Here is a 20154-nt window from a genome sequence, read left to right on the forward strand (position 1 = left end):
CCCAACTATGCCCTCGCCCCCGGGGACTGGCTCCTCGCCGACGGCTTACCCACAGGTTTATCCACAGGGATTGAGCCGGGGCGCCACCACGGGGATGGTGATCGGATGGCGTCAGCGCTGGATCCTCCTCCTTCCCCCGGTCCCACCCTCGGTCGGTTTCCCATCGCCGGTCTGGTTCGCCGGGCACGTCGCATCGTCCGGTTGAGCCAGCATCAGATGGCCCGCTTCGCCAAGGTCGCGCCCTCGACAGTGGGTCGGGTTGAAGCGGGCAGCCTGTCGCCCAGCCTGGCCGTGCTGGAGCGCCTACTCGCCGCGGCCGGGCTCTACCTGGTCGTGGTGGACCAGGAGGGCCGGGTCATCCAGCCGATGGCTGACCGGGAGGACGTCCATGACGGCGCGGGTCGCCGTTATCCCTCGCACCTGGACACCATCCTCGACCCGGAGCAGGGGGAGTGGTGGGGGGACATCTACGGGCTGGCCCGGCCTCCGGAGACCTACCACCGCAGTTCGGCGGATCGCGAGGCGCGACGCCGACGCAGCCAGTGGGAGGTACGGGTGGCGCAACACCGCAACGTGCCACCCCCGCCAATAGTCCACGAGCACTACTGAGCCCGTGCTGGCTCGGCCGCACGAGGAGCGGCCCGCCGTCCGCCGGAACCTGGACGACGGGCCGCTGACACGGCGCCTGACGGATCAGTCGTCGTTGGTGATGGTGCCGACGGCCAGCGGATCGGCCAGCCGCAGACCGGGCACGCCCGCCACCAGCAGGGTCAGCTTCTCGTCCGCCTCGCGCTTCCGGTCACCGCGCACGGTCACCGGGAACGTCAGCGAGGTCTGCCCGGCGGCCAACGTCCGGCAGCCGACGTACGGGTCGAAGTCCGAGCCGGCCTGGGCCGTGCCGCCGACCGTGGCGGCGCAGAGCAGCACCGGCTGGGACAGCGGCCGGGAGACGGTGGCGGTGAAGGTGAGCTGCCGGGTGGTGCCCTGGCTGCCCTCGACCACCGTCGTGTCGGCGACGGTCAGCGATGCGCGGGACCGGAACCGGGCCACCTGCGGGTCGTGGTCGCTGGAACCGCGCGACCCGTCGCCGGTGAACTCGGCCGGCCAGTCGGCGTTGATGTGCGCCGCCCGCACCTGCACCAGGTCTCCGTAGAGCGCATCGTTGACGAACAGGTGGTCGAGCGTCTGCGCCTGCCCCTCGAAGCTGTAGGAGTAGGCGGCGGACGGTACGTCCGCGACCAGGTTGTCCCACAGGTTGTGCAGGCCCGCCTCGTAGAGCGGGGCGAGCTGGTCCGAGGGGGTGGGCTGGCTGCCGGTCGCGATCGGGTCGTCGGGGCGGGGGAAGACGTTCAGGTCCCCGCCGTAGACCACCCGGGCGTTCGAGTCGGCCGCCTCGATCGCGGTGACGATCGCCGCGCCGTACGTCGCCTGCTCCCGACGCTGCCCGATCCGACCGTCCGGGCCGGAGGAGTAGTGGTTGCTGAGCGCGTACAGGGTGAACCGCTCGGACGAGCCGGGTGCGGCGGCCACGCTGAACTTGCCGAGCTGGGGAGCGCGGGTGAAGACGTTGTTGCCGTCCTTGCCGGTCGAGGTGTCCACGTCGCCCGGCAGCACCGCGTTGAGGGCCTTCGGGTTCTGCACGTCGGCGTTGGCCGGCAGACCCGGCGCGCGGTACTGGACGGTCGGCGCCGAGCCGAGCAGCGGGTCGGTTGCCGTCGCGGCCGCCAGCGAGAGCCGGTCGGTGCGGTAGAGGAACGCCGCGGTGATACCGCGGGCGTCCGCACCGGTCCGGTCGTACGCGGCCGCGTAGGCCGGCCCGCCGGCCGCCGCCACGGCGAGCGCCAGCTCCTGGATGCTGTCCGGCGCGCCGTCGGCGTCGTTCGTGTCGCCGCAGGCCAGCGCCGCACCCGAGACGGTGCAGATGTCCTGGTCCTCGGCCTCCTGCACCAGGATCAGGTCCGGCGCGTGCAGGTCCCTGGCGATCTGGTCGGCGAGCGACGTCAGGTGCTCGCGGTAGTCCGCCTCGCTGGCCGGCACGTAGTCGAACGGCGGGCTGACCCCGGTGCAGCCGGCGTTGCCGGCGAAGTCGCAGCCGTCGAACGGGTCGTCCCGGTAGTCGTACAGGTTTTCCACGTTGTAGGTGGCCACCGCCACCTCCTGCGACCGGTCGGCCGGCTTCGGCGGGTTGTTCTTCGACGGGTCGGCCCCGCCGTCGAACTCGGCCCGCTCGACCTGGACGCCGTACTTCTCGAAGGAGTAGTAGACGCCCCCCACCGCGTCGGCGCGCAGCGTGTCGAACGTGTGCGCCGGCGGCAGCAGGGCGGTGCTGTCCCCGGTGGTGCCCTTCACGCCCATGCTGCCGAGCAGCACCCGCTGCCCGTTGCCGTCGTCGAAGCGGCGGGTCGGGTCGTTGTCCAGCGGGTGGGAGTCCCGGAACACGCGCCGGGCGTACGGGTCGGCCCGGTCCAGCAGCGGGTCGTCCCGGTCGATCACCCACAGCTCCGCGTCGGCGGTGGAGGCGAACACGTCCCGGCCGCTGACCGCGCCGCTGCCCGCCCGCACCCGAAGCCGGGCGCCCTCGTGCCGCTCCCAGAAGCGCTGCGCCTCGGTCAGCTCGACGGGCGGCACCGCGTCGGTGACCGCCACCGCGCTGTCCACGTCGAGCCCCGTGGTGATGCGGCGGACCAGCGAGGCGCCGGAGAGCTGGGTGAAGGTGAAGTACTCCGACACGCGGGCCCGGAGCACCACCTCGTCGCCGACCGTCGGCACGTAACCGCCGATCAGCGAGGTGAACGTGCCCATGAACACGAAGATGCCGTCGGAGCTGGTCGGGTCGCCGTCGGTGTCGCCGGTGCGGCTCTGGAGGAAGAACCCGTGCTGCTCCGCCCCCGCCGAGGTGCGGGCCAGGGTCAGCTGGGTGATCACGCCGCGTACGTCGTACAGCGTGCTGCTGGTGCCGTTGCCGCTCGCCGGTGCGAGCGGCGACCGGTCGGCCGGGCCGGACTCGGCGTCGGTGGTCGTGCCCTGCACCTCGCCGACGGTCAGCTCCCTGGTCACCTGCACGGTCAGAGCACAGCTGGCGGTGCCGCCGCCCGCGTCGGTCGCGGTCACCGTGACGGTGTACGCCCCGGCGGCGAGGTCGGCGCTCGCGCCGACGGTGGCGCGGGCGGTGCCGCCCACCCCGTCGGCGGGGGTGAGCGCGGAGCGGGTGATCGAGCCGGTGGCCGGGGTCGGGCTGACCGCGGTCACCGCCAGGTCGACGATCGTGTCGTCGGGATCGGTGGCGGTCACATCGCGGGTAGCCGCCGTGCCCGCCGCGGTGACCAGCGGGCCGCCGCAGTTCAGGGTGGCCGGCGTGTCGACCGGCCCGCCGCCGTCCACGGTGTGCGTGCCGAGCCCGTCGAAGGTGTCGACCGGGAAGCCGGCCCACTGCGTCGCCGGGTCGAACGCGTCCGACGGGTCGGTGTCGCCGGAGGTGACCGTGGGCAGCCGGCGCAGGGTGTTGTCCGCGGTACTGGTGACGCCCGCGCCCCACTCGGTGCCCGGGTCCACGCCCACCTGGCCGATCGAGTCGAGCACGGTGGTGCCCCGGCGCAGCACGATCGCGTCGTCGCCGTTGAACAGGCTCGCCCCGGTGGTCTGGTCGGCCTGGGCGAGGATCGCGGGGCCCGCCGAGGCGCTGGCGAACACGAACGCGTCGCCGGCCGCCACCGTCCCGGCCAGGGCGATGGTGGTGGCCGTGGCGGAGCCGTTGAAGAAGAGCTGGAGCTGGTAGCCGCCGCCGGTGAGGTCGACAGCGGCGCCGGTGCCGTTGAACAACTCGATCGCCTTGTTGTTCGACGAGCCCTCGACGTACTCCGAGATGAACAGGTCGGTGGGCGCGGCGCTTGCCGCGGTGGGTGCGACGCCGACCGCCGTGATGGTCACGGCGGCGGTGGCGGTCGCGAGCGCGGCTAGTGTGCGGCGCGGGCGCATGGGGCCTCCACGATGGGTGGATGGGAGTCAACGCACGTTAAGGTGCGCGGCTGTCCACCGTCCATCCCCCATTGGACAGTTTCGTGAATTCCTCAGCGTGGCGGGTCGAGGCGGTGCACCAGCTCGGCGACGTCGACGCTGTATTCGCACCAGTCGCGGTCGGGCCGGTAGCCCAACTCCGCGTTGACCTTGAGCATCGCCTCGTTGGCCTGCGCGTTCCAGGTCTGCACCTCGGCCAACTCCGCCTCCGCGGAGCGCAGCTCCAGCAGCATCCGGGCCTTGATCGCCCGATCAATGCCGTAGCCGCGGTGGTCCTGCGCCACGATCGTGTCGTACTGGTCGGCGCGGGTCGGGTGCTGTGCCGGCACCACCACCTCGGTCAGGCCGGCCACCTCACCGCTCTGCTCGTGCCGGGCCAGCACGATGTACGGCTTCATGCCTCGCCGGTGCAGGGTGTCGAGGCTGTCCCGCAGCCGCTGCGGGTCGTACGAGCTGGGGCGCAGCTCACCGTCGTCGACGTCGCGCACCTCGGCCTTGGCCCGCGCGTACGCCTCGATCAGGTCGTCCGGCGGCCCGCCGGGGAAGAACTCCAGGTGGTAGCCCGCTCCGATGCCGGTGGCCATCCCGGCCAGCTCGGCCCAGTCGACCGTGGAGAGGTCGAGCACGCTGCGCGTCTCCACGTACTCCCGGGTGAAGCCCATCGACTCGTAGAAGGCCACCGCCGGCGTGTCACCGACCACCTCGACGCCGATCGACTGGAAGCCCTCCTGGTAGACCCGGCGGGCGGCACGCAGCACCAGGTCACGGCCGAGGCCGCTGCGCCGCACCGACGGGTGCACCAGCACCTCCAGCACGCCGATGTCACCGAGGAGCAGCACGTGGACCTGCCCGAGGACCGCGCCCGGCTCACCGGGACCGGTCGGCTCGGCCTGGGCGACCCAGGAGATCCGCCGTTCGCCGGGCATCACCTCGGCGAGGTATTCCCGCAGGGAGTCCTCGCGCCACGGCGGGTCCTGCGGCAGATCGACCGCCAGGACCGCGTTCAGCGTGTCCAGCAGCGACGCGATCTCGGCGGACGACGCGGTCCTGGGGTCCCACTCGCGCACCATCACCCGTCTAGCTTGCCGCTAACCGCTGCCCGGGGGAAGTGTCCAGTTCTCCAATGTATGTGAACGATCACTTCACGTGCGGCTGGCCCGTCCGTACCGGTTTGCGGTATCGAAGACGTCCTGGGCGTACCGGCGCACGTCGTTGTACGACAGGATCGCGTTCCACCAGTCGCCCGGGATGCTGAGGTTGCGGCCGCCCTTGCACAGGTAGTTCCCCGCTGCCAGGGCGGCGTCATCGAGGTCGTGCGGGTCCTTGGCGCCGTCGTTGTCCGCGTCCGCGCCGATCTCCTGCCAGGTCGTCGGGATGAACTGCATCGGCCCGATCGCCCGGTCGAAGGTGTTGTCCCTGTCGAGCAGCCCGCGGTCGGTGTCGATGATCCGCATTCGGCCGTCCTGCCCGTCCAGGGGCAGACCGATGATCTGCGGCAACGCCTTGCCGTCCTGCCCCAGCCGCGCGCCGTTGGCCGCGCCGTGCCCGGACTCGACCTGCCCGATCGCGGCCAGCGTGGTCCAGCTCAGCGCGCAACTGCGGTTGGTCTGGGCGAGGACCAGCTCGGCGTAGCCGTACGCCTGCATGGCCGCCGGCGGGACGCCGACCTTGGCACCAACCTGCTGTGCCCAGCCGGCCAGGGCGTCCGAGGGTCGTCCACCGGTGACCGGCCCGACGGCCGGCCCGGTCGGCAGCGCGCCGGTCGGGAACGGCCCCGTGGGCAGCGGGCCGGTAGGGACCGCGCCGCTGGGCAGCGGCGCCCCGGAGGGCGTGAGCGGCGGAACGTTCGGGTCCGGGGCGGCGGAGGCGTCGGCCGCAACCGGCCTGGGGGCGCGGATGGTGGCCGGGACGACCAGCGCGCCCGCCGCGGCGGTCGCGGCCACCAGGGCGAGCAGGAAAACACCGGGCAGGGTGAGTCGGCCGCTGGGGCGGCGTGCCCAGGAGCGCGTCGCCCGGGCCGCGCTCGTCACCGCCTGGCGCGGCGGTGGCAGACGGACCGCGTGCGCGAACGGCATCCGCCGTCGCCTGCCGGGGGAGGAGACCGACGCGGTTGCGGTGGCGGGTGCGGTGGCGGTTGCGGTGGCGGTGGCGGTGGCGGTGGCGTCCACAGTGGTCGTCGCCGGGTCGGCGGTGGGGGCGTCGACCGTCGTGTCGGCCGTAGGGGTTTCGGCCTTGTCGGGGGTGGGGGCGTCGGTCTTCGCGTCGACCGCGGGGGTGTCGGCCTTCAGGTCGGCGGTCGGAGCGTCGGCCTCCGTGTCGCCGGTCGGGGTGTCCGCCTTGGAACCGGCGGCGGCCGGGCCGGACCCGGCGGAGGTGGCCGGCGGTGCGGCGGTGGCGTCGGCCGATCGGGTCGGAGCGTCTGTGGCGCGGCCGCTCAGCCAGGGGCGGCGGGGGCGCGGCACAGCTCGTGGCGCCGGATCGGGCGCGGCCCCCGACCCGTCGAGTGGGCCGTCCAGCGGCGCTGCCGGTCGTAGCGGTCGTACACGCGTCTGGTCCTCGCCGTCCACCACCCGTCGAGTATTACCCATGTCCCGCCGAGCGTCAGGTCCACGTACCCTGGGTGCCATGCCCAGGTACGAGTTCCGCTGCCGCGCCTGCGGCGACACTTTCGAGGTCAACCGCCCGATGGCGGCGGCCGGCGCGCCGGCCGTCTGCCCGCAGGGACACGCCGACACCGTCAAGCTGCTGTCCGCGGTCGCGGTGACCGGTCGGGGCGCGGGCGGCCCGGGTGGCGGCACCGCGGCTCCCGCCGGTGGCGGCTGCTGCGGCGGCGCCTGCGGCTGCTGATCCGGCGGATTCGCGGCCGGATGGCGGGCCACCCTTGCCGGGACCGGGTGCGAGTGGCACCTTGAGGCGGCACCTGCCCGGCCGTTCTCACGATGTGTGACCGCTCGGACTCAGGCAGCATGAACCCGACGTCACGGGCGGAGGTTCCACGCATGTCGCCACGGATCCAGCTCCCGAGCGGTTGGGTGACCTTCGTGTTCACCGACATCGAGGGCTCGACCCGGCTGGCCCAGTTGCTCGGCCCGGACTACCGCCCGGTGCTCGCCGAACACCGACGACTGCTGCGCCGGACGCTGGCCAGCACCGGTGGCGCGGAGCTGCTGACCGAGGGCGACTCGTTCTTCCTGGCCTTCGACGACGCGGCGGCGGCGTTGACCGCCTGCCTGACCGCCCAGAGGGCTCTGGCCAACCACGACTGGCCCACCGCGGAGGCCGCGCCCCGGGTCCGGATGGGCCTGCACACCGGCTACGCCGAGCCGCGCGACGGCGAGTACGCCAGCCCCGAGGTGCACCGGGCGGCCCGGGTGGCCGCTGCCGCGCACGGCGGGCAGGTGTTGTGTTCGGCGTCCACGGCGCGCCGCGCCGATCCGCTGCCACCCGGGGCCACCCTGCTCGACCTGGGCCTGCACCGACTGCGCGGCTTCGACGACCGGGAACGACTGTTCCAACTCGTCGCGCCCGGTCTGGAGCGGCAGTTCCCCCGGCCCCGCACCGCCGACGCGGTGGCACACAACCTGCCCACCCAGGTCACCTCCTTCGTGGGCCGGCAGGCCGAGCGGGCCGAGCTGGGCCGGCTGGTGGAGGGCCACCGTCTGGTCACCGTGCTGGGCGCCGGTGGCGCGGGCAAGACCCGGCTCGCGGTGGAGCTGGCCAGCGGGGTGGTCGAGGCGTACCCCGACGGGGTCTGGTTCGTCGACATCGCCGCGGTGACCGACCCGGGGTTGGTGGCGTTCGCCATCGCCGCGGTGCTCGGGCTGCGACCCGAGCCGGGCCGACCGATGCTGGACACCCTCGTCGAGTACGCGGCCGCCCGCCGGATGCTGGTCGTGCTGGACACCTGCGACACGCAGCCGGCAGCCTGCGCCGAGGTCATCTCGCGGTTGCTCTCCGGTGGGGAAGGCGTGCGGGTGCTGGCCACCAGCCGAGAGTCGTTCAGCCTGCCCGGTGAGGTGGTGTGGCGGATCCCGCCGCTCTCGGTCGACCCGAGCGCGGACGGCGCGGAGAGCGACGCCGTGGCGCTGTTGCTGGACCGTACGGCGGCGGCGCGCGGCGGCCGGCCTCCGGACCCGGCCGAGTCGGCCGACCTGCGCCGGGTGGTGCAGCGGCTGGACGGGCTGCCACTGGCCATCGAGCTTGCCGCAGCGCGGCTGCGGGTGCTCTCCGTCGGTCAGCTCGCCGAGCGGCTCGACGACGTGCTGGGCACACTGGACGCCGGCCGGGAGGACCCGGACCCACCGCCGGTGGAGCGGGGCTGGTCGGGCAACCAGCAGGACACCGTGGACCTGGTGGCGGCGGCCGTCGGAATGTCACCGCCCACTCCGGCGAGCAGGGCTGTGCAGCGCTCCGCCACCGAACGGCACCTGACCATGCAGGCCACCGTCACCTGGTCGTACCGGACGTTGGGGCCCAGGGCCGCTCGGCTGCTGCGCTGGCTGGCCGTCTTCGCCGGGCCGGTGGACCTGGCGACGGTGGAGTGGCTGCTCGGGGACGACCCGCTGGACCCGCTCTCGGTGCTGGTGGACAAGTCGATGGTGCTGGCCGAGCCGCGTGCCGCCGGCAGCACCTACCGGATGCTCGACCCGATCCGGGCGTACGCCGCGCGGCGGCTGGCCGAGGCGGGCGAGGAGCAGGCCGCCCGGGACCGGCACGTGGCCTGGTCGGCGCACGCGCTGGAACGGGCTCACCTGGGCCCGGACGGCGGGCCGGTGACGCTGTCGCTGTACGCCCTCGACCCCCTGGCCGGTGAGCTGCGGGCCGCGCTGCGCTGGTGCGCCACCGGTGGCAGCGCCCGCGCCGGCCTCGGCCTGGCCGGTGGCCTGGACCAGTGGTGGCGCGAGCGAGGGCTGGCCCGGGAGGGTCGGCTCTGGCTGTTCCGTTTGTACGGCCGCATCGCCGAAACGGGCGAGCGGATCCCGGAGGCGGAGCTCGCGGCGGCGTACCACATGCATTCGCTGCACGCCGGCGCGGACGGCGAGTTCGCCGAGGAGCTGCGCTTCTCCCAGCGGGCCGAGGCCGCCGCGCGGCAGGCTGGTGACGCCGGGCTGCTGGCCCGGGTGCTCGCCGGGCGGGCCGCGCCGCTGATCGACATGGGACAGTTCGCCGAGGCCGAGCGGGTGTGCCGGGAGGTCATCGACTGGGCGCACGGGCAGGACGTGGTCGGCGAGGCGCTGTTCGCGGTGTTCAGCCTTGCCGAGCTGCTCTGGCGGCGGGGCGCGCTGGAGGAGGCGGCGGACCTGTTGGGTGCGGTCCGTCCGGTGGAGGCGGCACGCCCTGGGGAGCGGGGCCGACGCTCGGTCGACATGCTGCTCGGCATGGTCGCGCTGGCGCGGGGCGACGTGATCGCCGCACACGAGCACCTGCTGGTGGCGCTGCGTTCCCGGATGGGGCACGGCTATCACGGCCGGGCGTGCGACACGCTGAACGCGATCGCCGTGCGCTGCGCGGCCGGCGGGGACCGGCTGACCGCCGCCCGGCTCTTCGGGGCTGCACAGGCCACCCGGGCCAGCATGCGAGCCACTCCGGGCATCTACGGCGGCTACTGGGCCGACGAGCAGGCGAAGCTGCGGGAGGCGCTGGGCGACGCGGCCTTCGACGACGCGTACGGCGAGGGCGCCGAGTTGGGGTTGGACGAGGCGGCAACGCTCGCGCTCGACGTGGAACACCCGGACCTGGCAGCGGACTCCACCCGGTTCAGCACCGGGCTGTCCCAGCCGGTGCAACGCCGCCCGGAGTCAGACCGCCACCCCGCCACCCGCACCGAACGCGCCTAACCCCACCCACCCACCCACCCCACCCCACCCACCCCACCCCCCGCCTCCAGCCTTGTTGATCAAGAGGTTTGCGTCATCCGGAGAGGCTCCGGTGACGCAAACCTCTTGATCAACGCGATGGGGTGGGGTGGGGTGGGGTGGGGTGGGGGTGGGGTGGGGTTAGTTGTTGAGGGCTGCTTGGCGTTCGGCGTTGGCCTTCATTCGGGCGGCGCGGTCGATGTCGGCCTGCTGGACGGCTGCCACCGAGCCGAAGATGCTGACGGCCTGGTAGTACGTCCAGGCGAGGCTGTAGCAGGCCGGACGGACGACCGTGTTGTAGGTGGCGCAGACCCGCTTGAGGTCCTCGTAGAAGGCGCTGTCCAGGCGGGACTTGTTGGCGGAGAATTGGCCGACGGACTTGTAGTTGCGGTAGCCGAAGTCGTGCCGGTAGCAGCCCAGGTTGAAGGTGAACCCGAGGGGATTGTCCGGGCTGGACGAGCAGTAGTCGGTGGACCAGTCGAAGGCGTACTCGGCCCAGGGTGCCCGGTTGATCCGGGCGTTGTTCCAGGAGTTGTAGCTGGACGCGCTGGTCTGGGTCCAGCTGGAGAGCACGGACAGCCGCTGTTGGGGGGTGACGGCGGCGGCGGGGGAGGCGACGGCGAGGGTGGCGAGCAGCGCGAGCGCGCCCGAGGCGAACAGGGTGGCGAGACGTCGGGGCACGGGTTACCTCCGCGGGGGTGAGCGGGTGGGGCGGTAAGTTACCGGCGGGTCACCGGATGTCGATCAGTGTCGATCAACTGATCAACTCATCGGTATGTCTCTCGCCAACTATTGGTTACATACGTTGAAACAGACGAATGCCCCGGGTGCGCGTGGCACCCGGGGCATCCGTCGAGGTCGTACGGTCAGCGCAGAACGAAGGCCGGCGGGCTGACCGGGCTCTCGTTGGCCGACCGGTCCAGCGCGGTCACCCGGTAGGTGTACCGCTGGCCGGCCACCGCCGTGGTGTCCACCCAGGACTGCTTCTCGCCGGGCGTGGCCCGGACCGTGTCGACCAGGTGCGCGGCGTCCGCGGTGCCGCACCGACCGCCCAGCGTGGTGCCGTCGAACCGGTAGATCGCGTACGAGGTGGCGGTGCCCAGCGGTCCGACGCCGTCAGCCGGCTGGTGCCAGGTCAGCCGCACTCCGTCGGCCTCCCGGGCGGCCTTGGTGACCACCGGGAAGAGCAGCGGCTTTGCCGGCAGGTGGGGCATGGTCGGCACCAGCGCCGGGCGGGAGTAGTGCTCGGCGGCGTAGATGTCGGTGGCGCCGAGCCGGTTGGCCCGCACCTGGACGGCGGAGAAGTGCACGTTGCCCTGCACCTCCGGGTACGCCCGGTTGAGGGTCAGGTGGTCGGACAGCTCGCGCGGGTTCATCCAGAACGACCCGTACGCCGGGTCGCCGCTCTTGTAGTCGGCCTGGCCGATGTAGAGCTGCACGCGGGTGCCGCGCACCGTCTCGGCCCACCAGGGGACCAGTCGGGCGTAGTCGGCCGCCGGGTACTGGCCGATGTACCAGTAGAGCTGCGGCACCACGTAGTCGATCCACTCCTGCTTGACCCACGTGCGGGTGTCGGCGGAGATGATGTCGTACGACTGGCTGCCGGTGGTGTCCGAGCCGAGCGGGTCGACGGCCTTGTTGCGCCAGATGCCGAACGGGCTGACCCCGAACTTCACCCACGGCTTCGCGGCCTTGATCTTGCCGTTCATCTCCTGGATCAGCAGGTTGATGTTGTCCCGCCGCCAGTCGGCCCGATTCGTGAAGCCCCGGTTGTACGCCGCGAACGTGGCGTCGTCCGGCACCTGGTGGGTGCCGCTCGGGTACGGGTAGAAGTAGTCGTCGAAGTGCACGCCGTCGATGTCGTACCGCTTGACCGCGTCCATCATCGCGGTCTGGACGAACTCGCGGACCTCCGGGATGCCGGGGTTGTAGTAGAGCCGGCTGCCGGCCACCCCGGCCGGCGGGTAGGCGAAGGTCCAGTCCGGGTGCTGCCGGGCCGGGTGGCCGGGGGCGAGCAGGTTGAGGTCGGCGCCGGCGCCGCCGGGGGCGGGCATGGAGACCCGGTACGGGTTGAACCAGGCGTGGAACTCCAGGTTGCGCTTGTGGGACTCCTCGACCAGGAAGGCCAGCGGGTCCCAGCCCGGGTCCTGGCCGCGTACGCCGGTCAGGTACTCCGACCAGGGCTCGTACGGCGAGGGCCAGAGCGCGTCGGCGGTCGGCCGGACCTGCACCACGACGGCGTTGTGGTTGAGGCGCTCGGCGAGGTCGAGCAGGCCGCGGTACTCGGCCTGCTGGGCGGCGATCCGGTCCGGGCTGGTCTGGGACGCCTTGCTCGGCCAGTCGATGTTGACCACCGACGAGATCCACATGGCCCGGAACTGCCGTTTCGGGGTGGCCGGGTCGGTGGTGCAGGTGGCGGTGGTGGGGGTGCCCGCCGCGTCGGGCGCGGCGCTGGCGGGGGTGGCGGCGACGAGCGTGCCGAGCAGGGCTGCGACCAGACCGGCGGCTCCGAGCCGAGTTGCCTTCATGCGGTGTGTCCCTTCGTTGGGGCTCCCGGGTGTTCGGCGCGGCACACACTCGGCACAATTCGCCGCAGGCTAACTGCCGCTGGAAGGAAATTTTCACACTCGGGTCGTTCCCGCAAGGGTTCCCGCCCGGTCGATTCGCCCGCCGGATATCCGGCCGTCCCGCACCGAACGTCGGATTGCCCCCAGTGACCCACATCGCACTCACTGTGCAGGCCCGCTCACGCGGTTGACAGCTCGCGCCCCTGGGTAGCAGCCGGTCACCGGCCGCCACGGTGGTGGTCGCACGGTGGGAGGGGTGAGCGCGTGTCCGTGCTGCGGACCAAACCGATCAAGGACGTGATAGCCCAGGGCGACGCGGACGGCACCGACGGCCGGCTGGGGCTGAAGAGGCGGCTCGGGGCGGTCGACCTCACCGGCTTCGGCATCGGCATCGTGATCGGCACCGGCATCTTCACGCTGACCGGGATCGAGGCCCGGGACAGCGCCGGGCCGGGCGTCGTGATCTCCTTCGCCATCGCCGGCGTGGTCGCCCTGCTCGCCGCGCTCTGCTACGCCGAGCTGGCCTCCAGCGTGCCGACCGCCGGCAGCGCCTACACCTACGCGTACGCCACCATGGGTGAGATCGTCGCGTGGATCATCGGCTGGGACCTGCTGCTGGAGTTCGCACTCGGCGCGGCCGTGGTGGCCCGAGGCTGGTCCGGCTACCTGGCCGAACTGCTCGACCTGCCGACCCGCTGGTTCGGCGAGGAGGGCAGCACGGTCAACATCGGCGCCATCGCCATCGTGCTGATCCTCGGCGTCGTGGCGATCGTCGGCATCCGGGAGTCCGCCCGGATGACCAACCTGCTGGTACTGGTCAAGGTGGCCATCTGCGTCTTCGTGGTCGTGGCCGGGCTCTTCTTCGTCAAGGCCGCCAACCTCAGCCCGTTCATCCCGCCCGCCGAACCCGCCGGTGGTGGCGACGACGGCATCAAGCAGCCCGTCACCCAGGCGCTCTTCGGGCTGGAACCGTCGGTCTTCGGCTTCGTCGGAGTGCTCAGCGCCGCCGCCGTGGTCTTCTTCGCGTACACCGGCTTCGAGGCGGTCGCGAACCTCGGTGAGGAGACGAAGAAGCCCAAGCGGGACCTGACCCTGGGCCTGCTCGGCACGCTGCTGATCTCCACCGTGCTCTACATCGGCGTCTCGCTGGTCGTGGTGGGCATGGTGCCGTACACCGAGATCGACCGGGGTGCCCCCATCGCGTCGGCCTTCGAGGCGGTCGGCGCCGGGTGGGCGGCCGTGCTCGTCTCCATCGCCGCGGTCGCCGGCCTGACCAGCGTCATCCTGGTCGACCTGGTGGCGATGGGCCGGATCGGCTTCGCCATCGCCCGGGACGGGTTGATCCCGCCCTCGATCGCGGCGGTGCACCCGCGCTGGGGCACCCCGTACCGGATCTCGGCGGTCATGACGGTCGGGGTCGCGCTGCTGGCCGGCTTCCTGCCGCTCTCGGCGCTGGCCGACCTGGTCAGCATCGGCGCGCTCTGCGCGTTCGTGCTCGTCTCGATCGCGGTGCCGATCCTGCGCCGCAAGCGCCCCGACCTGGAGCGGCCGTTCCGGGTGCCGTTCTCCCCGGTGCTGCCGATCGTCTCCGCGCTGGCCTGCTTCTACCTGATGCTCAACCTGTCGGTGGAGACCTGGCTGCGGTTCCTGGCCTGGATGCTGCTCGGCGGGTTGATCTACTTCGGCTACGGCTACCGCCGCAACCGGCTGGCCCGACACGACCCCGCCGTGGCCCCGGCCCCCCGCGAGCCGGCCGCCGACAGCTGACCCCGTACGTGCGAAAAGGGCCCCCGGTGCACCGGGGGCCCTTTCCGTGTGACACGTCAGGGGCGGGACTGCGGCGTCGCGGTCGGGCCCGTCACGACCGGTTTGCCGTCGACCCACGTGACCTCGTCCAACCAGGTCTGGCGGCCCGGGTCGGTGCTGCCCTCCTGGCCGGGCGGCCAGGCGTGGTACAGCAGCCAGGTCCTGCCGTCCTTCACCACCATCGAGGCGTGGCCGGGGCCGGAGGCGGCGTCGTTGGACTTCAGGATCGGGTTCTCGGCGGCCTTCACGCACGGACCGGTCGGGCTTTCGCAGACCGCGTAGCCCTCGGCGTACTCGGCCCGGTCGTACGCGTTGGCGGCGAAGAAGAGGTACAGCCGGCCGTCCTGCCGGTGGAAGAACGGCCCCTCGATCAGGGTGCCCTCCCACGGCTCGGTCTGCTTGAGCAGCTTCGTCGGCTCACCGACCAGGGTCAGGCCGTCGTCGGCGAGACGCTGCGACCAGAGCCAGGTGTCCACCCCGATCGCGTTGCCGTCGTTCTTCCACAACAGCCAGAGGCTGCCGTCGGTGTCCCGGAACGGGCTGGCGTCGATCGCCCCGCCCAGGTCCGCCTGGCAGATCAGCGGGCCGGACGCGTCGTCCCGGTACGGCCCCTGCGGCGCGCTGGCCACCGCCCGCCCGACACACTGCCGCCCGGACTCGCGGCCGGCGACGGTGTAGTAGAGCAGGAACCGGTCCGGGGCCAGTTGGATGGCCTCGGGCGCCCAGGTCTTGCCGGCGTCCGCCCAGTCCGGCAGCGTCGGCAGGGCGTCCCCGGCCTCGGTCCAGTCGACCAGGTCCGTGGACGTGAGCACCGGGACGTTGCGGCCGCCGGCGTTGGTGTGGAACAGGTACCAGGTGTCGCCCACCCGGATCGCCTGCGGATCGGGGGCGTCGGTCTTCACGACCGGGTTGGTGAACATGCTGGGGTCGCTCCCGCTGCTCGTGGGGGTGGGTTCGCTGCCGTCGGTGCAGCCCGCGACGAGCAACGCGGCGGCGATGATGATCGCCGCCGCGCCGCGTCGCCGGGTGGTCGTGCGGGTCATCCCTTCAGACCGCTGCGGGAGACACCCTGGATGATGTGCCGCTGGGCCAGCACGAAGAGGATCAGCACCGGCAGGCTCGCCAGCACCGCGCCAGCCATGATCACCGGGTAGTCGGTGACGTACGAGCCCTGGAGCAGGCCCAGGCCGGGCGGCAGCGTGAGCTTCTCCGGGCTGAACAGCACGAAGATCGGCCAGAGGAAGTCGTTCCAGTTGGTGAGGAACGACAGCACCGCCAGGGTGGCCAACGCCGGCTTGGACAGCGGCAACACCACCCGGAAGAAGATCTGCCACTGGTTGGCGCCGTCCAGCGTGGCGGCCTCCTCCAGCTCGTTGGGGAGCGAGAGGAAGAACTGCCGCAGGAAGAAGACGCCGAACGCGCTCGCCGCGCCGGGCACCACCACCACGGCGAGGGTGTCGATCCAGTTGAGCTGGTCGACGATCAGGAAGTTCGGGATGATCAGCGAGGTCGGCGGGATGAACAGCGTCCCGACGATCAGCGCGAAGCTCACCCCGCGCCCCCGGAACCTCATCCGCGCCAGGGCGTACGCGGCCATCGAGGCGGTCACCAGCACCAGCAGCGAGTGCAGCGTGGCGGCCAGCATGCTGTTGAGGAACCAGCGGAGCACCGGGTTCGCCGCGTTGTTGAGGATCTGCTCGTAGCCGTAACCGGCGAGCGGGTTCGGCAGCCAGCTCGGCGGGATCTGCTGGGCGGCGGTGTAGGTCTTCAGCGAGGTGATGACCATCCACACCAGCGGCATCAGGAAGATCAGGGCCAGCGCCACCAGCGTGGCGTAGAGCACGACCCGGCGTAGCGCGGTGGCCGAACCGCGGGTGGTCGGCGTGGGCGTCGTCATGGCGGTCCCCTCAGTCTTCCCGGTAGCGGAAGAGGCGGAAGTTGGCGATGCTCACGACGGCCAGCATCAGGGCGAACACGATGCTCATCGCGGCGGCGCGACCGGCGTCGTTGTCCCGCAGGCCCTCCTCGACGATGAACCAGACCACCGTGCGCGTCTCCGTGCCGGGCGCACCCTGGGTGATCAGGAACGACTGACCGAACATGTTCGCCGAGGCGAGAACGGTCGTGGTGATCACGAAGAGCAGCACCGGGCGCAGCCCGGGCAGCGTGACGTTGCGGAACCGCTGCCAGGCGCTCGCGCCGTCCATCCGGGCCGCCTCGTACAGCTCCGGGGAGATGTCCTGGAGACCGGCCAGGTAGATCACCGCGTTGAAGCCGGAGGTCCACCAGACGGTGACCCCGACCAGCGAGATCCACGCCCACGGCATGTTGGTGACCCAGGGGGTGTCCGACGGCAACCCGACGACGCCGAGGAGGCGGTTGACCAGACCCAGGTTGGCGTCGAGCAGGAACCGCCAGAGCAGGCCGATCACCGCCACACCCAGCACGTACGGCGCGAAGTAGATCGCCCGGAAGAAGGTCCGGCCGGGGAAGGAGCGGTTCAGCAGCAGCGCAAGCCCGAGCGGTACGACCACCAGCAGCGGCACCGACAGCACCGTGAAGATCGCGGTGGCCCGGACGCTCTCCCACCAGTCGCCGTAGACGGCGGAGTCGCTGGAGAAGAGCTCCTTGTAGTTGTCCAACCCGACGAACGGCCGGTTGGGCAGCTGGAAGTCCCACTGGTGCACGCTGAGCCACACGCCCAGGATGATCGGCAGCAGGCCGAACACCCCGAACAGGATCAGGTAGGGGGCGAGGAACAGATACGGCGTCGCCCGTCCGGTCCGGCCCGCCGAGGCGCCCCGGCGGGGAGCCTTGGCCGCCGAGGGCGGCGCGTCACCGCGCGCCGCCCCGACCTCGATCACGTCCGCCACGGGTTATCAGCTCCCGTACTTCTTGCGGTTGTCCTCGAGCTGCTTGTTGGCCTTCGCCACACCGTCGTCGAGCGCCTGCTTGGGCGACTTCTTGCCCAGCGCGGCCTCGTTGAAGGAGTTGTAGAAGGTCGTCATGACCTCGCCGAGACCCGGAGCCGCCGGCGGGAAGGCCGCGTACTCCAGCTCGGGGGCGAGCGACGAGATCTCCGGCAGGGCCTTGAACTCGGCGCCCTCACGGACGGCCTTACGGGCCGGCACCTGGCCGCCCTTCGCCCAGTCCAGCGAGTGCTCGCTGAGCCAGTTGATGAAGACCTTCGCGCCGGAGACCTTGTTGGCGTCGTTGGCGCGCTGCTTCACGATGGTGAAGTTGTGCGAGTTGGCCCACGCCGCCGGCTTGTTGCCGATCTGGGGGAGCGGCGCGACGCCCCACTGCACCTCGGGGCTCTTCTTCAGATCGTTGATCTGCCAGATGCCGTTCCAGGTGAAGGCGTTCTTGCCGCTCTTGAACGCCAGGTAGTCGGCGTCCTGACCGACGTTGGCCGGCGAGAAGCCCTGCTTGATCATGTCGACCAGCCAGGTGCACGCCTCGACCGCCGGGTCCGAGTTGAAGGTGGCCTTCGCCACGTCCGCGTCGAACAGGGTGCCGCCCCACTGGTTGAGCAGCGAGTAGAAGGTCATGCCGCCGGTGAACTGGAACGGGCTGACCCAGAAGCCCTGCACGCCGGCCTTCTTCAGCTCGGTCAGCGCGGCGGTGTACTCGTCCCTGGTCGCCGGCGGCTTGTTCGGGTCCAGGCCGGCCTTCTGCATGACGGCCTTGTTGTAGTAGAAGCCCAGCGGGTGCATGTCCAGCGGGATGCCGTACCGCTTGTTGTTGTAGAGCCCGCCCTTCCACACCGTGGGGGCGAAGTCGCCCTCGGCGAGCTCCAGGTTCTTGGCCACGTCGTCCAGCTCGGTGATCACGCCGCGGGCGGCGAAGGTGGCGAGCTGGTCCATGTGCATGACCGCGATGTCCGGGCCGTTGCCGCTGGAGGCCGCACCGGGGAGCTTGTTGTAGTAGTCCTCCCACTGGTATGTGGCCACCGACACCGCGATGTTCTTGTGCTCGGTGTTGAACTGGTTCACCAGCGTCTTGAAGATCTCGCCGTCGCCGCCGGTGAAGCCGTTCCACAGCTTCAGGTCCACCTTGGGGCCGGTGTACTCCTTGCCGCCGTTGCCGGCCGCCGGCCCAGAGGTGCTGTCACCGCCGCCGCAACCGGCGAGGGTCAGCGACGCTGCGGCACCGAGTCCGAGACCGAGGCCGAGCAGGCGACGCCGGCTCATGTCGTTCTGGATCATGCTGGTATCTCCTTGAAGGGGGGACGGGATGAATTGTGCCTGGTCAAACTCGGTGCGACCTCAGGCGTTTGCCGGGCCGAAGCGCAGCACGCTCCAGGACACGGCGGGCAGGCGCACGGTGCACCGCCCGCCGTCGGGGGTGGGGGTGGGCATTTCCCGGGGCGTCACCCGGTCGGGCTCGGCCTCGGTGTTCATCGCCGACGGGTCAGACCCGGCAGCGAGGCTCAGGAAAGACAGACCGGACATGCCCGGCAGGCCGCGCAGGTCCAGGTCGAGGGGGAGGTCCTCCTCACCGCGGTTGACCGCGAAGACGGTCAGCTCGCCGGTCTCCTCGTCGTGCACGGCGACCGTGTCGAGCACCGGCACGTCGCCGTACTTCTTCGTGTCGTAGCGCGGCGACACCGGCTCGGTGCGCAGCACGGTGCCGCGGGCGTACCGGGCGGTCAGCGCGAACGGATGGAAGATGCTCTGCCGCCAGGCGGGACCGCCGTTGCGGGTGCGGATCGGGGCGATCACGTTGGCAAGCTGGGCCTGGGCGGCGACACCGACCCGGTCGGCGTGCCGGAGCAGCGTGATCAGCAGGTCACCGACGACCACCGCGTCGACCGCCGTGAAGTCGTCCTCGATCAGCGCCGGCGCCTCGACCCAGCCGCGCCGGTCCAGGTCGGCCTGGAGGCGGGACTCGTACCAGACGTTCCACTCGTCGAACGAGATCTTCAGCTTGCGCTTGTGCCGCTGCTTGGCGGCCACGTGGTCGGCGGTCGCGACGACCTCGGTGATGAAGTTGTCCATGTCGACGGCGGAGGCCAGGATGCTGGCCCGGTCGCCGTCGGACGGGTCGTAGTAGGTGTGCGCCGAGATGTAGTCGACGTGCTCGTAGGTGTGCTCCAGCACGGTGGCCTCCCACGCGGCGAACGTGGGCATCCGCCGGTTGGAGCTGCCGCAGGCGATCAGGCTGATCGACGGGTCGATCATCTTCATGGCGCGGGCGGCCTCGGCGGCGAGCCGGCCGTACTCGTCGGCGGTCTTGTGGCCGACCTGCCACGGGCCGTCCATCTCGTTGCCCAGGCACCACAGCCGCACCCCGTACGGGTCCTCCGCGCCGTGCTTGCGCCGCAGGTCGGACAGCTCGGTGCCGCCCGGGTGGTTGGAGTACTCCAGCAGGTCCAGGGCCTCCTGGACGCCACGGGTGCCCAGGTTGACCGCCATCATCGGCTCGACACCGGCCTCGGCGGCCCAGGTCATGAACTCGTCCAGCCCGAACGCGTTGGTCTCGATCGTCTTCCAGGCCAGGTCGAGCCGGCGCGGCCGGTCGCCGACCGGGCCCACCCCGTCCTCCCACCGGTAGCCGGAGACGAAGTTGCCACCCGGGTAGCGGACCACGGAGACGCCCAGCTCCCGGGTCAGCTCCAGCACGTCGCGGCGGAGGCCACGGGAGTCGGCGTCGGGGTGGCCGGGCTCGTAGATGCCGCCGTAGACGCACCGCCCCATGTGCTCGACGAAGGAGCCGAAGAGACGTCGGTCGGCCGGGCCGATCGCGAAGGCCGGGTCGATCGTCAGCTGAGCGGTCCGCAAGGGTGCCACCTTTCCTCATTGCCGGTGCCGGGTGATCGCGGTCACCGCTCTCACCCGGTATCCGTCGTTTCTACAACGTTGTAGGCAACGTTGTAAAGACCTGGTTCCGAGGTATGGTGCGCTGGGTTA

14 protein-coding genes are annotated in these 20154 nt (G+C 71.6%); 4 read left to right on the plus strand and 10 right to left on the minus strand.

All coding sequences use genetic code 11. From position 1 onward, the window contains the following. Positions 1-105: 105 nt before the first annotated feature. Complete coding sequence (locus ACTWLT_RS01900; protein ID WP_445316879.1) at positions 106-609, plus strand: helix-turn-helix domain-containing protein; 504 nt, start codon at positions 106-108, stop codon at positions 607-609. Positions 610-693: 84 nt separating this feature from the next. Here the strand turns inward: ACTWLT_RS01900 and ACTWLT_RS01905 are convergent, their stop codons facing one another. The 3 genes from ACTWLT_RS01905 to ACTWLT_RS01915 form a co-directional block, all read right to left on the minus strand. Continuing rightward, the gene (locus ACTWLT_RS01905) at positions 694-3975 is read right to left on the minus strand and encodes a lamin tail domain-containing protein (protein WP_445316880.1); all 3282 of its coding nucleotides are present in this window, start codon (positions 3973-3975) and stop codon (positions 694-696) included. 92 nt (positions 3976-4067) lie between these two features. Further along, positions 4068-5084, minus strand: coding sequence for a GNAT family N-acetyltransferase (locus tag ACTWLT_RS01910; protein ID WP_445317042.1), 1017 nt, complete (start codon positions 5082-5084; stop codon positions 4068-4070). A gap of 72 nt (positions 5085-5156) precedes the next feature. Continuing rightward, on the minus strand, positions 5157-6584 hold the full coding sequence (locus tag ACTWLT_RS01915) for a lytic transglycosylase domain-containing protein (protein WP_445317043.1): 1428 nt from the start codon (positions 6582-6584) through the stop codon (positions 5157-5159). A 55-nt stretch (positions 6585-6639) separates the two neighbouring features. On the opposite strand from ACTWLT_RS01915, the gene ACTWLT_RS01920 reads away from it, so the two are divergent. Beyond that, positions 6640-6861 (plus strand): FmdB family zinc ribbon protein, encoded by a 222-nt coding sequence (locus tag ACTWLT_RS01920; RefSeq protein WP_445316881.1) that lies wholly within the window; start codon positions 6640-6642, stop codon positions 6859-6861. Between the two features lie 152 nt (positions 6862-7013). Next, positions 7014-9851, plus strand: a complete 2838-nt coding sequence (locus tag ACTWLT_RS01925; RefSeq protein WP_445316882.1) for an ATP-binding protein — start codon at positions 7014-7016, stop codon at positions 9849-9851. 159 nt (positions 9852-10010) lie between these two features. Here the strand turns inward: ACTWLT_RS01925 and ACTWLT_RS01930 are convergent, their stop codons facing one another. Both ACTWLT_RS01930 and ACTWLT_RS01935 read right to left on the minus strand, forming a co-directional pair. Further along, positions 10011-10550, minus strand: a complete 540-nt coding sequence (locus ACTWLT_RS01930) for a phospholipase (RefSeq protein WP_445316883.1) — start codon at positions 10548-10550, stop codon at positions 10011-10013. A gap of 185 nt (positions 10551-10735) precedes the next feature. Continuing rightward, positions 10736-12397, minus strand: coding sequence for a glycoside hydrolase family 10-like protein (locus ACTWLT_RS01935; RefSeq protein ID WP_445316884.1), 1662 nt, complete (start codon positions 12395-12397; stop codon positions 10736-10738). 303 nt (positions 12398-12700) lie between these two features. On the opposite strand from ACTWLT_RS01935, the gene ACTWLT_RS01940 reads away from it, so the two are divergent. Further along, on the plus strand, positions 12701-14203 hold the full coding sequence (locus ACTWLT_RS01940) for an amino acid permease (RefSeq protein ID WP_445316885.1): 1503 nt from the start codon (positions 12701-12703) through the stop codon (positions 14201-14203). A gap of 56 nt (positions 14204-14259) precedes the next feature. Here ACTWLT_RS01940 and ACTWLT_RS01945 read toward each other — a convergent pair whose 3' ends face one another. The 5 genes from ACTWLT_RS01945 to arfA are packed head-to-tail and all read right to left on the minus strand — an operon-like array spanning position 14260 to position 20025. Beyond that, a complete protein-coding gene (locus ACTWLT_RS01945; RefSeq protein ID WP_445316886.1) occupies positions 14260-15285 on the minus strand; it encodes a glycoside hydrolase family 43 protein in 1026 nt (341 codons plus the stop codon). Beyond that, positions 15282-16139, minus strand: coding sequence for a carbohydrate ABC transporter permease (locus tag ACTWLT_RS01950; RefSeq protein ID WP_252419389.1), 858 nt, complete (start codon positions 16137-16139; stop codon positions 15282-15284). The genes ACTWLT_RS01945 and ACTWLT_RS01950 overlap by 4 nt, the downstream gene beginning before the upstream one ends. A 10-nt stretch (positions 16140-16149) precedes the next feature. Then, the gene (locus ACTWLT_RS01955) at positions 16150-17115 is read right to left on the minus strand and encodes a carbohydrate ABC transporter permease (protein ID WP_252419388.1); all 966 of its coding nucleotides are present in this window, start codon (positions 17113-17115) and stop codon (positions 16150-16152) included. A 6-nt stretch (positions 17116-17121) separates the two neighbouring features. Beyond that, on the minus strand, positions 17122-18450 hold the full coding sequence (locus ACTWLT_RS01960; protein WP_445316887.1) for an ABC transporter substrate-binding protein: 1329 nt from the start codon (positions 18448-18450) through the stop codon (positions 17122-17124). 60 nt (positions 18451-18510) lie between these two features. After that, entirely contained in the window at positions 18511-20025 is a 1515-nt protein-coding gene (gene arfA, locus ACTWLT_RS01965; RefSeq protein WP_252419386.1) for an arabinosylfuranosidase ArfA, read from the minus strand. Between the last annotated feature and the right edge of the window lie 129 nt (positions 20026-20154).

Source organism: Micromonospora yongxingensis (assembly GCF_052601155.1).